Raw genomic sequence first — 13,457 nt, 5'->3', positions numbered from 1 at the left:
GTTTCCTTCCTAGGTATTGATGTGCGGGTTGTTGGAATTTTCTCCGGCCGTCCCGGGCGGTCCGAAAAGGGTGAGAAACTGGTCCGTCGCGCGGCGTGCATCCGCCGCGATCTCAGGCGCGGAATATTTCAGGGCGTCGCCCAGCAGCAGCCTGATCTGCACGTCGCGACCGACCAGCCCGAAAAACGTTCGGAACGTGGATTCCGCGTCGTCAAAGCTGAGCAGCCCCGCCGTGCGCGCCGCTTCCAGGAGCGGCTTGAGGCGCTCTCCGATCGCCAGCCTGCCATTGGCGAGCACGATGCGGCCGAGATCGCTCCTGTGGGACGCCGCCTCGCCGATGGCGATGCGGTTCAGGGCGACCGAGGTACTGGATGAAATCACGGCGAGCCAGTTGCGCGCGAAGTTTTCAAGGCTCTCGCGCAATGCCCGGGCGTCGAGCTTCTGCGCGTCATAATTGCCCGCCCGCACCTTCGACGCCTGCCAGCGAACGGTCGCCGTCAGGATGCCGTCGCGGTCACCGAACCATTTGTACAGCGTTTCCTTGGAGCACGAGGCACGCCGCGCAATATCCGTCATGGTGAGGCTTCCGCCCTGCTCCACCATCAGCGCGAGCACGGCGTCAAGAACCGCTTCCTGCCGCTCCGTGAGCGGATCGGCTGTGCGCTCCGGCGCACCGATCTCTCGGGCAAGTTGGCTCATGTTGAAGTTCGCATGTCGGACCAAACGCCGTACCGTACGTTACGGTTCGGCGTTCTAGTCTCGCTCGACGGGCTTTGCAACAGGTTTTTGGCTGCCGCCCTTCACCAGTCCGAGGTCGAGGAGGCTGCGCGCCGATGACAGGATCGCCTCCTCGCGCGGGCGCGGCTTCCAGCCAAGCACATCTTGCGCCTTCGCGCTGCTTGCATTCCTGATGCGCCCAAGTTCCGGCCCCGCGGCGAGCCTCGCCGAAGCGCTGAACAAGGCCGCCACCCGCACCACCCAATCCGGCAGGACGCGGGTGGACACGCGCGATGCCGCACTGCCCAGCCCCGCTTTCAGCACCCCGGCAATGTCGCGCATGGACATGAAGCCGTCCGCCACAGCTAAGAAACGTTCACCTGCGGCCTGCGGTGCGGTCATCGCAGCAAGATGAAGGTCCGCAACATCGCGCACATCCACGATGCCGAGCATGAGGCGGGGCAGGAACGGAACCCTGCCTTCCAGCATCGAACCTATCAAGGCGATGGACGCTGAATAATCTGCCCCGAGCACGGGGCCGAGCACCACGACGGGATTGACAACGGCAAGCTCCAGCCCGTTTCCTTCCTCGTGGACGAACGCCCAGGCGGCGCGTTCGGCAATGGTCTTTGACTTTATGTAAGGCGTGGCGACGGCGGTCTCGTCGGTCCAATCCTCCTCCGTGTAGGGTTGTGATCGGGGCGCATGCCCGTAGCCGATGGCCGCGAAAGACGAGGTGAGCACGACGCGCCGCACATGTGCGTCGCGCGCGGCCCTGAGGACGCGAAGCGTGCCCTCGCGGGCCGGGACGATGAGTTCGTCCGGGTTCGCCGGTTGGGCATGCGGAAGCGGCGAGGCGATGTGCAGGACGTAGGTGCAGCCCGATACGGCTTCTCGCCAGCCGACATCGCTCATCAGGTCGGCGAGCACTGTCTCAAGGCGATTGCCCGCATCAATGCCTGCCCTTGCCAGCATCGCGCGGATTTCGGGCTCGCGCTTCGCCGAGCGAACCGTGGCGCGAACCCGATAGCCCGCTTCGAGCAGCTTCGCGATGCAGTGGACGCCGATGAAGCCGGAGCCGCCAGTGACCAGCACCAACGAGCCCGGCATGTCAGATCGTCACCTGCGTTCCGACCTCGACCACACGCCCTGTTGGAATCTGGAAGTACTCGGTCGCGTCGGCAGCGGTGCGCGCAAGGCCGATGAACAACTTGTCCTGCCACAACGGCATCCCGGAATTGGCCGACGCCTTGAGCGCGCGACGCGACAGGAAGAAGGAGGTCGTCATGATGTCGAACTTCCAGCCCTGCTTGCGGCAGATCGCCAGCGCCTTGGGAATGTTCGGCTGCTCCATATAGCCGAACGTCATCGATACGCGCATGAACAGGTCGTTGATCTGCTCGATCCTGACCCTTTCCGCCTTGGTGACAGTGGGTGTCGGGGCGGTGACAATGGAGAGAATGACATTCTGCTCGTGCAGGACCTTGTAGTGCTTGAGGCTGTGCATCAGCGCGGTCGGCGCGCTTTGCGGGTCTGAGGTCAGGAAGACCGCGGTGCCGGGGACAAGTTGCGGCGGCTTCTTCGCGAGATTGTTGACCAGAACTTCCAGTGGAATCTCGTTCTTGCGCGTTTTTTCAAAGAGATAGCGGCTGCCGCGCACCCACGTCCACATGACCATAAGCACGCAGAAGGCCACGGCCAGCGAAGCCCAGCCCCCTTCGAAGACCTTCACGATGTTCGAGGAGAAGAAACCGATGTCGATGAAGGCAAAAATGGCAGTGAGCGTGCCAGCGATCCACAGCGGCATTTTCCAGATCCGGGTCATGACGACGAACAGAAGCAGCGTGGTCATCAGCATGTTGCCGGTAACGGAAATGCCATATGCCGCGGCAAGGTCGCTCGACTCCTCGAAGCCCAGCACCAGAAGCAGCACCACGACGGCGAGCAACAGGTTGACGCGCGGCATATAAATCTGGCCCGACTGCGTCTCTGACGTGTGAAGAATGTTGAAGCGAGGCAGGATATTGAGTTGTACCGCCTGCCGGGTCAGCGAGTAGGCACCCGAAATCACCGCCTGACTGGCGATCACGGTGGCTGCCGTCGCCAGCAGAACCATCGGGATCAGAGCCCAGCCACGATTCATCTCGAAAAACGGGTGGCCGATATCGCCCTGATGCGACAGTACATAGGCGCCCTGCCCCACATAGTTTAGCAAAAGGCACGGAAAGACCACCCCCAGCCAAGCCAGAACGATTGGCTTGCGTCCGAAATGGCCAAGGTCGGCATAGAGCGCCTCCGCGCCCGTCACGGCAAGGAAGATCGCGCCGATCGTAACGAAGGCGACATCCGGCTGATGCGACAGGAAACCCACGATATAGTATGGATTGACCGCGTAGAGGATCGTCGGATCGTCGAAGATATGGTCGAGGCCCGCCGCGCCGATGGCCAGGAACCAGACCAGAGTAATCGGCCCGAAAACGATGCCGACGCTGCCCGTTCCGAATCGTTGCACGGCGAAAAGCGCAACGAGAATGACGATCGTTATGGGCACGACGTAGGGATCGAAAGACGGCGTCACCGTCTTTAGGCCCTCGACCGCCGAAAGAACGGAGATTGCCGGCGTAATGACCGCGTCTCCATAGAACAGCGATGCGCCCAGCATGCCGATGACGAGAATGGATACGGGCCGCGACCGGAAACTGCTTCGCGCAAGCGCCATCAGCGAAAGCGTGCCGCCCTCGCCCTTGTTGTCCGCTCTCAGCACGAACATGATGTATTTGATCGTGACGATGATCGTCAGCGCCCAGATGATGAGCGACAGCACGCCGAGAATATCTTCTCGCGACGCAATCTGACCGCCTGCCGACGCGACGAGCGCCTCGCGGAACGCATAGATCGGGCTGGTGCCGATGTCGCCATAGACGACACCAAGTGCACCAAGCGTCAGGACACTCAACCTTTGCGGCGGATGACCTGGTTGATCGGCGTATCCCGGCTGCTGACCGGGGTCCGTGCCGATTTCGGCATTGGCCATTTCTTGACCACTCCAATGGCGGGCGCGCTCAACTAGTCTCGTTGCAGTGCAAAATCAAGTGTTCGTCAAGCATGGCGATATGTTTCGCACGCATAAGTAGTGATCTTCGTCACCCCTTTGAAGCGGTACCCCAACCGCACGCGCGCAGGAAACGGCGCACCGTTTCCGCCATTCCATATTCGAGAGCGTCGGCGGTCAGCCCGTGACCGATCGAAACTTCCGCAAGGAAAGGAATCCGCTTCATCAGCGGAGGAAGATTGGCGACGGTGAGATCGTGGCCGGCATTGACGTCAAGCCCGGCCCGTCGGGCAGCCTCGGCTGTCTTTTGCAGCAATTCCAATTGCTTGTTCGCCTTTTCGGAATCCTCATGGAAACCCCCATACGGCCCGGTATAAAGCTCGACCCGATCCGCGCCCGTTGCCGCTGCCGCTGCGATTCCGTCGGGGTCAGGGTCCGAAAACAGCGAGACGCGGAAGCCGGATTTCTTGAGCCGCGCGACAATCGGGGTGAGATATTCGCCCTGTTTGCGAAAGTCCCAGCCATGGTCAGAGGTCGGCTGCGAGGGGTCGTCCGGCACGAGTGTCACCTGTTCGGGCTGCGCATTTTCCACAAGCTGGAGAAAATCTTCTTCCGGGTATCCTTCGATATTGAACTCGGCGTGAGGGAACTCATCATCGATCAGGGCGCGAATTTGCGGAAGGTCCGAATGCCGCGTGTGGCGTTCGTCGGGCCGCGGATGCACGGTCAGCCCATGTGAGCCTGCCTGCAGGGCGATGCGCCCGAGCCCCGTCACGCTCGGCCACGGCAGGTCGCGCCGGTTGCGCAGCAAGGCGATGGCATTGAGGTTCACTGACAGTTTGGCGGGCATTTCAAATTCCCTGGATTTGGCGCGAAGCTACAGGATCGGCTGCTGACGCGCTGGCCCTTTCGATTGATCCAGCGTCTCAGCGCACAACTGTCAGCCGTTCCGCGGCCCGCGTGATCGCCGTATAGAGCCAGCGCTGGCGCGTTTCCTTGAAAGCATAGCTCTCGTCGAACAGCACAACGTTGTTCCACTGCGAGCCCTGCGCCTTGTGCACCGTCAGCGCGTAGCCGAAATCGAAATCATCGAAGCGCTTCTTCGTAGACCACGGGATTTCCTCTTCCTGATCCTCAAAGGCGGCCTTGAGCAGTTTGATCTTCGCAACGCCCCGGTCGGGATCGTCCTCTTCAGGCGAGACCAGCAGGTTGATTCCCGGTTTCACGGTCTCGCGCGAGGAGGTCATGACCTTCCAGAGTGAGCCGTTCAAAAGACCCTTTGCGGGATCGTTGCGCAGGCATACCAGCTTGTCGCCCGCCTGCGGGTGCGGCGCGCTGAAACCCTTCAACTCGCGCAGCCGCTTGTTGTAGCGCCGCCGCGTCTGGTTGCGCCCGACCAGCACCTGATCCGCCGCAAGCACGAGGTCCTGATTGACATCTTCGCGCCCGATCACCTGCGCGGTGCCGTAGTCGCCGTTGATGAACTCGCGCCCCTCGCGCACATCGAGCGCAAGGCGGATGATGGGATTGTCGCGGGCCTGCCGATGAATTTCCGTCAGCAGATAGTCGGGTTCATGCTCAGTGAAGAATCCGCCGCCGGAAATCGGCGGCAACTGGCCGGGATCGCCGAGCACAAGGATCGGCGTGCCGAACGACATGAGGTCGCGCCCCAACTGCTCGTCCACCATGGAGCATTCATCGATGACGATAAGCTTCGCTTTCGCGACCGGGCTTTGCCGGTTGAGCGAAAAGGTCGGCGACATAGAGGTCTTGCCGGTGGTTTCGTCCTCGACCTGCTCCTCGCCGCGCGGACGGTAAATCAGCGAGTGAATCGTGCGCGCATTCGTTGCCCCCTTGGAACGCAGCACCTGCGCGGCCTTGCCCGTGAACGCGGCGAACTGCACCTGCCCGTCGACATGTTCGGCGAAATAGCGCGCAAGCGTGGTCTTGCCGGTCCCGGCAAAACCGAAAAGCCGGAAAAGCTGTGGACGCCCGCCCTTGAGCCAACGCGCGACCGCCTTGAGCGCTTCGTCCTGTTGAGGTGAGAATTCCATTGGTTCGGAGTGGCAGGATTCGGGTTGCGGACACAAGGGCCCGCTTCAAATCCTTATCAGAACACAACAAGAACGCAACCGAGCATGTCAGCCTTCCTCGGTTTTGGCAGCCGCCTTTCGCCGACGCACCTGCGCCGCTTGCGCAGCCACCTTTTCCACCACCGGCTCGTCATGGTGCACATGCACGGAAGCGATGGGAATGACGATCCCCGCTTCCTTGAACGCCTGCTTGATCGCGATGTAGAATTTCCTGCGCATGCCGAATGCCTGACCCGGCTTGCGCGTGGATTTCAGGCGCAGCACCACGCCATATTCTCCGAAATCCTGCACGCCCTGCATCTTGATCGGCTCGATCACATAGGGAGCAAATTCGGGGTCCTGAGCGATTTGCAGACCCACTTTCTTGATAAGCTTTCGAGCCGCGTCGATGTCGGTTTCGTAGCCGACGGTGATGTTGAACTTGTCGGTGGTCCAATCCCGGCTCTGGTTCTGCACAGCCCCAAGCTCGCCGAAGGGAATGGTGTAAAGCGGGCCGCGATGATGGCGCAGCTTGATGGATCGCAGGCTGAAGCTCTCCACGGTACCGGTATATTTACCGCTGCTGATGTACTCGCCCACGCGGAATGCATCGTCCAGCAAATAAAATATGCCCGATATGACATCCTTCACGAGGGTCTGCGCGCCGAACCCGACAGCCACGCCCACCACACCCGCGCCTGCGATCAAGGGTCCGATCTGGATACCCAGCGAGGACAGGATCATCAGGATGGCCATGACGACGATGACCGCGAATACGATGTTCTGGATGATGGGCAACAAAGTCAGCAGCCGCGCCTGACGCGGGTCGACTGCGTGCGCCGCATCCTCCAGCTCGGAACCTGAACGCGTTGCGCCGCCCAGCCGCCGCTTGATTGTTGCCTTGATGATGCTCCAGCCGAAATCCGCAACGATGATGATGACGGCAGCATTCAGAAGGCCCCGCAGAATCATGTTCAGGACGGGGCGTTCCTCGCTCTGCATGCTTGAAATTCCGAGACCGAACGCCCGCGCCAGCAGATAGGCACCGACAACGATGAGGGCGACACGTATCGCACGATCGATGATGGCGACGGTAATTGCCGGGATCGCCACGCCGGGTTCGTCAGACGGATCCTGCCGAAGAACGAAATGGACTGCCTTGTGCGCAAGATAAATAAGAAAGGGCACGCCGATTACCGCCATGAGCAGCCACATCGCAAACCAAAGACCGGCCAGGCGCAGAAGCCAAAGGACGACAAATAGCAAGGTGAGCAGCCAGGTCGTGGCAGTGAACCCAAGCCTGCGCGGGTGAGCGTCATCAACGATCTCGCGCGGTCGCCGCCAGACCGCCAGAAGGCCAAGCCCAAGCAGCACTGTGCTCGTGGGCACCATCATTGCCAGTATGCCCTGCGGCGTGAACCCAAGAATGGGCGCGAGAGAAAACGTTGCCCACCAGAATGAAGACCACACGGCAATGATGACCAGCCATCTCGTCCAGTGATCGGCGACCGCATTCGAGACAGGCAGCGCGCGCACCCTCTCCGCATCTTTGACGCCCATGAAGGAAGGGACAAGCGCGCTCGCCACATAGCTGCGCACGGCCCAGACGCATATCGCGGCGGTGAGATAGGCCAGCACAATCTCCCGCAACAGCGGCGGCCACTGAAACATAAGGAACGCACCCGCACTTCCGAAAACGAATGCAAGGATCAGGATCGTTGCGTAGAGATAGCGACCGCCGATCTTCTTGGCCCTGCCGAGCGGCGTATTGCGCGGCAACCCGATCACCCACAGCCGCAGCCGTTCGGTCAGCCAATAGACGACGCCCGACAGCAACAGGCCCGCAGCAATGAAAATGGCGACGATGAAGGCGACGCCGATCAGCCCGCGATTCTCAAATTCGAGCATGGTGATGACGCGGGCTCTTTCGAACTGCCGAGGCAGGTCGGGTACCGCTCGCGCAAGACCCTGCACATGCTCCCTGATGCGCTGAAGACCCGTTGAAACCACGGATTTGGACATGCCTTCCGAGGAATCGGCGGTCGCCTGCGAGGCCGGTTCCGCCTTTGACGTGTTTTGCGCCAGCCATTCCTTGATCGCAGGGTCGGAAAGCAACTGGATCAGTTGATCGACCTTCTCCGGCGGAGCCGCAGGCGCGCCCTGGCCGCTGGCGGGTGTGACCGCAAACAATATTGCGCAGGCCGCAGCCAATACACACGAGCGCAGACCCAGCCAAGCCATGCTTCAAACCCCTCAAGCGCAGGCGCGCCAACCATCGATGTGACGCAACCGAAACTCCGCGCGAGAATATCCGCTCTCGGGCGCACGTCCAGCCATTGCCGACAAGATTACGCGTGCGGCTATTTGAGCATCGGCCAAAGCGTGGTGGCCAGCAATACGCCCATGCAGATGTTGAACCATTTCAGCCGCACGGGATCGGACAGGAAGCCACGCAGGGCGACGCCGAAAGCCGCCCATGTCGAGACGGTCGGAAAGTTGGTAAGCGCGAAGACCACCCCGATCAGCAGCACCGACCAATATGGATTCTCGGCGTCCTGATAGAGGGCCATCGCGGTTATGGCCATCACCCAAGCCTTCGGGTTGACCCATTGGAAGAGCGACGCCTGCACGAAGTTCATTGGGCCTGCTGCGGCGCCTGTTCCTTCGTCCATCTTCCGCGACATGGCGATCTTCCATGCAAGATACAGCAGATACGCCCCCCCAAGCACCTTCAGCGCAAGGTGGAGCTGTGGAAACGCGGTCAGCAATGCGCCCAGCCCGAACCCGACGCCCATAAGCAGCGTGAAGAAGCCAAAGCCGATTCCGCACATATGCGGGATCGTGCGCACGAACCCGAAATTCACGCCCGAGGCCAGCAGCATGAAATTGTTCGGCCCCGGCGTAATCGAGGTCACGAATGCATAGACGAGGAGCGCTGCGAGCGTTTCATGGGACACGGCGAAAGTTCCAGGGTTGGAGCGCGCGAACGTTTGCCGGAACCGGCAATGCGTGTCCAACTTATTGTTGTAACAGTGACAATTGCGCCGGACGGCATGCCGGCGCGGCAGGCTACATGCCCTGTGCGCCGCGATTCATCGCGGCCACGCCGGTGCGGCAGACCTCCACCAATCCCAGCGGATTCATGATCGCGATGAACTGCTCGATCTTGGCGACCGCGCCGGTGATCTCGAAAATGAAGTGGCCGGTATTGGCGTCGATCACCTTGGCGCGGAAGGCATCTGCCAGGCGCAGCGCCTCGACCCGCGCTTCGCCCGTTCCGGCCACCTTGACCAGCGCGAGTTCGCGCGCCAGCGGCTTGTCCTGCCCGAGTTCGGCGGCGCGCACGGAAAGGTCCACCACGCGGTGGACCGGCACGATGCGTTCAAGCTGATGCTTGATCTGCTCCAGCACGTGCGGCGTGCCGCGCGTCACGACGGTAATGCGCGACAGGTGCTTCGCGTGCTCGGTCTCCGAAACCGTCAGGCTCTCGATGTTGTAGCCGCGTCCCGAGAAGAGGCCGATGACGCGCGCCAGCACGCCCGGCTCGTTGTCGACAAGCACCGATAGCGTGTGCGTTTCCGGTCTCTCGGTCTCCTTTGCGATAAAATAGGCGGAGCCGGTCGGTTGCTGCTGGGCGGACATGGTTCGGTCTTTCTGTGTTTTCTGGGTTCCGGCTGTCAGACGAGCTGCTTGCCTTTGGCGTCGATCGCATTTGCGACCGCTTCGTCGGTGGCCTCGTCGGGCAGAAGCATTTCATTGTGCGCCTTGCCGGACGGTATCATCGGGAAGCAGTTCGCCAGCGCCGCGACACGGCAATCGAAGATGACCGGCTTGTTCACCGTGATCATTTCCGTGATCGCGTCGTCCAGCTCGTCCGGCTTGTCGCAGCGTATGCCATGGCCCCCATAGGCTTCGGCCAGCTTCACGAAATCGGGCATCGCCTCCGTGTAGGAATGCGACAGCCGGTTGCCGTGCAGCAATTGCTGCCACTGCCGGACCATGCCCATGTACTGGTTGTTCAGGATGAATATCTTGATCGGCGCTTCATACTGGGCTGCCGCGCTCATTTCCTGAATTGTCATCTGGACGGAGGCATCGCCCGCAATGTCGATGACCAGCGCGTCGGGATGCGCGATCTGCACGCCGAGAGCAGCCGGCAGGCCGTAGCCCATGGTCCCGAGACCCCCGGAGGTCATCCAGTGGTTCGGCTTGTCGAAGCCGAAAAGCTGCGCTGCCCACATCTGGTGCTGCCCGACCTCGGTCGTGATGTAGACGTCCTTGTCCCTTGTCAGTTCGTAGAGCCGCTCGATGGCATATTGCGGCATGATGACGTCCTTGTTGGGCGCATAGGCGAAGGAATTGCGGGCGCGCCAGCGGGCGATCTGCTCCCACCACGGATACAGTTCCTTCTTGTCCGACCGTGCGGTAGCCCGCCACAGGCGGACCATGTCCTCGAGCACCAGCCCGACATCGCCCAGGATCGGAATGTCGACACGGACATTCTTGTTCAGCGACGACGGATCGATGTCGATATGGATTTTCTTGGAGTGCGGAGAGAACGCGTTCAGGCGACCCGTGATCCGGTCGTCGAAGCGCGCGCCGATGCACAACATGACATCGCAATCATGCATGGCCATGTTGGCCTCGTAAGATCCGTGCATGCCGAGCATGCCCAGCCAGTTCTTGCCGCTCGCCGGATAAGCGCCCAGTCCCATCAGGGTCGAGGTGATCGGGAAACCCGTCAGATCGACCAGTTCGCGCAGGAGGTGGCTTGCCTCCGGCCCCGAATTGATCACGCCGCCGCCTGAATAGATGACCGGCCGCCTGGCCTTTGCCATCAGTTCGACAGCCTCGCGGACCAGTTCGAGGTCGCCCTGCATTTTCGGCTGATAGCTGAGGCGCGGCGCCGTTTCCGGCGGCGTGTAGGTGCCTTTTGCAAACTGCACATCCTTGGGAATGTCCACGACAACCGGACCCGGACGGCCGGTCGTCGCAACGACGAAAGCCTGATGCAGGATTCGCGCAAGGTCGTTGACGTCCTTCACCAGCCAGTTGTGCTTGGTGCAGGGACGGGTGATGCCGACCGTATCGCACTCCTGAAACGCGTCAGAGCCGATGAGGCTGGTCGGCACCTGCCCGGTGATGCAGACGAGCGGGATGGAATCCATCAGCGCGTCCTGCAAGGGCGTTACGGCGTTCGTTGCCCCCGGACCGGACGTGACCAGCATGACGCCGGGCTTGCCGGTGGATCGCGCATAGCCTTCGGCTGCGTGGCCCGCGCCCTGCTCATGGCGCACCAGAATGTGCTGAACGTCGTCCTGCTGGAAAAGCTCGTCGTAAATCGGAAGGACCGCGCCGCCCGGATAGCCGAAGAGATGCTCCACGCCATTGTCCTTGAGCGCCTGCACCACCATCTCGGCGCCGGTCATTTCCCGCCGTTCACTTTGCTTGCCCATCGGTCTGGTCCTGTCTGTCGTTCTGATCGGTCGTTTAGTCGGATTGGAGGCAATAAAAAAGGCCCCCGAAGGAGCCTGTGTGCAGCGCATGGGAGGAACTTGCCCGGCGGTTACACCGCCTTGCCCACGCGCCTTCCTACTACGATAATGAGTGACGTTTTCATGGGCGCGGACACTAGTTGCGAATGGCATCGCCTGTCAATGGCGAAAATCAGCCGGAAATGAATCGAATTTTCGCGATGAATTTCAGCACTGATACACCATCATTTTGCATTCAGATTTAACCCAAGGACCTTAGCGTCCCTGATCGCAATCGGGGAAGCGAAGATGTTTGAAGAGACGAAATCCGCAGGCGAAGCGACATCACAAGAACGGCGCGACTCGACGCAAAACGATGTGCGCCTTCTCGGCCATGTGATCCGGTGTGACGGAGCGCGCGCCACACTTGCGGCGGAGGTCACCCCCGATGAGGGCATGGCGACAACCGAGCAATGGGTTGTCGGGCGGATGATCTCCATCAACCTCGGGACGACGCGTACAGTCGGCCTCGTCTACGAAATCGCCAAGACCACGCCCGAATGGCATGAAGAAGCCAGCAACCCGATCGAAATCAGCATAGAGCTCGTGGGCGAAGTTCGCGACATGGCGACAGGCGCCCCTCCCATTTTCGACCGCGGCATCACGCGCTATCCCCATATCGGCGCGATTGCACACCGCATTCGCGCGCGCGACTTGAAGGCGATCTACGACCTCGCCGGAAGGCAAACGGTCAATATCGGCACACTTTCTCAGGACGAGTCGATAGACGCGAATATCGCGATCCAGGATACGCTGACGCGACATTTCGCAGTGGTCGGCACGACCGGCGTCGGCAAGTCGACGGCGGTATCGATCCTGCTGCGCCGCGCCATCGCCGCGCGCAACGAATTGCGCGTGCTGGTGTTCGATCCGCATAACGAATTCGGGCCATCGCTCGGCGATGTCGCCTACCGGATCGATGCCGACACGCTGGACCTGCCCTTCTGGATGTTCCGCCTCGAGGAATTCGCGGAAGTGCTGTTCCGTGGCCGCGAGATCGAAATGGACGAGGTCGAAATCCTGCGCGACATTATCCCGCTGGCCAAGCACCACTACCGCAGCCCCGGCGCCGGATTGATGCGGCGTGGCGGCGGAGGCGACGCGTTGACCGCCGACACGCCGGTTCCCTATCGCATGGTCGACCTGCTCAAGCTGCTGGACGAGCGGATGGGCGCGCTGGATGCCAAATCAGACCGGCCTGTGTTCCGCTCGCTGAAGGCGCGCATCGAATCCGCCATCGTGGATCCGCGCTACAAATTCATGTTCGGATCGCGAATGATCGAGGACACGATCCACGAAACCATCGGAACGATCTTCCGCATGCCGCATAACGGCAAGCAGATCACCTGTTTCGAAATGGCCGGCATGCCGTCTGAAATCGTCAACGCGGTGTGTTCTGTTCTGGCGCGGCTTGCCTTCGACCTGACGCTGTGGAGCGAGGGCAGGATGGAGCTTCTGGTGCTCTGCGAGGAGGCGCACCGCTACATGCCCGCAGATCCGAAGCTCGGCTTCGCACCCACCCGCCACGCCCTCTCGCGCATCGCCAAGGAAGGCCGCAAATATGGCTGCTACCTAGGGGTGGTCACGCAGCGCCCCGGCGAACTCGATCCCACCATCCTGTCGCAGTGCTCGACCGTATTCGCCATGCGCCTCGCCAATGAAAAGGACCAGGCGATCATCCGCTCCGCGATTGCGGACTCCTCCGCCTCGACCCTCGCCTTCCTGTCCTCCATGGGGCAGCGCGAGGCGATTGCCTTTGGCGAAGGCGTTTCCACGACCATGCGGCTTAAATTCGTGAAGTTGAGTCGCAATGAATTGCCGGGAAATCACGGCAATGGCGACGGCAGCGAAAAGGCGCACAAAGAGGTCGATCTTGTCGCGGTGGTCAACCGGCTACGCAATGTGCCCGACCCGAAGGCGTTCATGGCTGCGCAGGGTTCGTTCCTTGAAACGCCCGTCGGCCCGGCTGTCACACCCGGCGCGCCTTACGCGCCACGACCTGCCACCCGCGAATCCGAACATCAGTCCGGTTCCCCGCTCAGGAGCAGCATGGGCCTGCGCGAGCGCTGACGCGCCGAGAGC

At 61.4% G+C, this 13,457-nt stretch carries 10 protein-coding genes; 1 reads left to right on the top strand and 9 read right to left on the bottom strand.

Annotation, left to right across the window (positions count from 1 at the left end):
* Positions 1–9: 9 nt before the first annotated feature.
* The 9 genes from M9924_13640 to M9924_13600 form a co-directional block, all read right to left on the bottom strand.
* Positions 10–699, bottom strand: coding sequence for a TetR/AcrR family transcriptional regulator (locus M9924_13640; GenBank protein MCO5065439.1), 690 nt, complete (start codon positions 697–699; stop codon positions 10–12).
* Positions 700–753: 54 nt separating this feature from the next.
* Positions 754–1,827, bottom strand: a complete 1,074-nt coding sequence (locus tag M9924_13635; protein ID MCO5065438.1) for an aldehyde reductase — start codon at positions 1,825–1,827, stop codon at positions 754–756.
* 1 nt (position 1,828) lies between these two features.
* A complete protein-coding gene (locus M9924_13630; GenBank protein ID MCO5065437.1) occupies positions 1,829–3,751 on the bottom strand; it encodes a potassium transporter Kup in 1,923 nt (640 codons plus the stop codon).
* Between the two features lie 109 nt (positions 3,752–3,860).
* Entirely contained in the window at positions 3,861–4,619 is a 759-nt protein-coding gene (locus tag M9924_13625) for a pyridoxine 5'-phosphate synthase (GenBank protein MCO5065436.1), read from the bottom strand.
* A 76-nt stretch (positions 4,620–4,695) separates the two neighbouring features.
* Positions 4,696–5,823, bottom strand: a complete 1,128-nt coding sequence (locus tag M9924_13620; protein ID MCO5065435.1) for an ATP-dependent RecD-like DNA helicase — start codon at positions 5,821–5,823, stop codon at positions 4,696–4,698.
* 87 nt (positions 5,824–5,910) lie between these two features.
* Positions 5,911–8,082, bottom strand: coding sequence for a mechanosensitive ion channel family protein (locus M9924_13615; protein MCO5065434.1), 2,172 nt, complete (start codon positions 8,080–8,082; stop codon positions 5,911–5,913).
* 119 nt (positions 8,083–8,201) lie between these two features.
* Complete coding sequence (locus M9924_13610; protein ID MCO5065433.1) at positions 8,202–8,798, bottom strand: LysE family translocator; 597 nt, start codon at positions 8,796–8,798, stop codon at positions 8,202–8,204.
* Positions 8,799–8,910: 112 nt separating this feature from the next.
* Positions 8,911–9,483 carry an acetolactate synthase small subunit gene (gene ilvN / locus M9924_13605; protein ID MCO5065432.1) on the bottom strand — a complete coding sequence of 191 codons (573 nt, stop codon included), beginning with the start codon at positions 9,481–9,483 and terminating at the stop codon, positions 8,911–8,913.
* 35 nt (positions 9,484–9,518) lie between these two features.
* Complete coding sequence (locus M9924_13600) at positions 9,519–11,270, bottom strand: acetolactate synthase 3 large subunit (GenBank protein MCO5065431.1); 1,752 nt, start codon at positions 11,268–11,270, stop codon at positions 9,519–9,521.
* Between the two features lie 354 nt (positions 11,271–11,624).
* On the opposite strand from M9924_13600, the gene M9924_13595 reads away from it, so the two are divergent.
* Positions 11,625–13,445, top strand: coding sequence for an ATP-binding protein (locus tag M9924_13595; GenBank protein MCO5065430.1), 1,821 nt, complete (start codon positions 11,625–11,627; stop codon positions 13,443–13,445).
* Positions 13,446–13,457 lie beyond the last annotated feature (12 nt).

The sequence above is a fragment of the Rhizobiaceae bacterium genome, from assembly GCA_023953835.1.
Lineage (GTDB): Bacteria > Pseudomonadota > Alphaproteobacteria > Rhizobiales > Rhizobiaceae > Mesorhizobium_G.
This window is presented reverse-complemented; position numbering and strand designations above follow the sequence as displayed.

Excerpts from the sequence above, each read along its gene's own strand:
- M9924_13640 (MCO5065439.1), bottom strand. The coding sequence starts at position 699 with ATGAGCCAACTTGCCCGAGAGATCGGTGCGCCGGAGCGCACAGCCGAT.
- M9924_13635 (MCO5065438.1), bottom strand. The coding sequence starts at position 1,827 with ATGCCGGGCTCGTTGGTGCTGGTCACTGGCGGCTCCGGCTTCATCGGC.
- M9924_13630 (MCO5065437.1), bottom strand. The coding sequence starts at position 3,751 with ATGGCCAATGCCGAAATCGGCACGGACCCCGGTCAGCAGCCGGGATAC.
- M9924_13625 (MCO5065436.1), bottom strand. The coding sequence starts at position 4,619 with ATGCCCGCCAAACTGTCAGTGAACCTCAATGCCATCGCCTTGCTGCGC.
- M9924_13620 (MCO5065435.1), bottom strand. The coding sequence starts at position 5,823 with ATGGAATTCTCACCTCAACAGGACGAAGCGCTCAAGGCGGTCGCGCGT.
- M9924_13615 (MCO5065434.1), bottom strand. The coding sequence starts at position 8,082 with ATGGCTTGGCTGGGTCTGCGCTCGTGTGTATTGGCTGCGGCCTGCGCA.
- ilvN (MCO5065432.1), bottom strand. The coding sequence starts at position 9,483 with ATGTCCGCCCAGCAGCAACCGACCGGCTCCGCCTATTTTATCGCAAAG.
- M9924_13600 (MCO5065431.1), bottom strand. The coding sequence starts at position 11,270 with ATGACCGGCGCCGAGATGGTGGTGCAGGCGCTCAAGGACAATGGCGTG.
- M9924_13595 (MCO5065430.1), top strand. The coding sequence starts at position 11,625 with ATGTTTGAAGAGACGAAATCCGCAGGCGAAGCGACATCACAAGAACGG.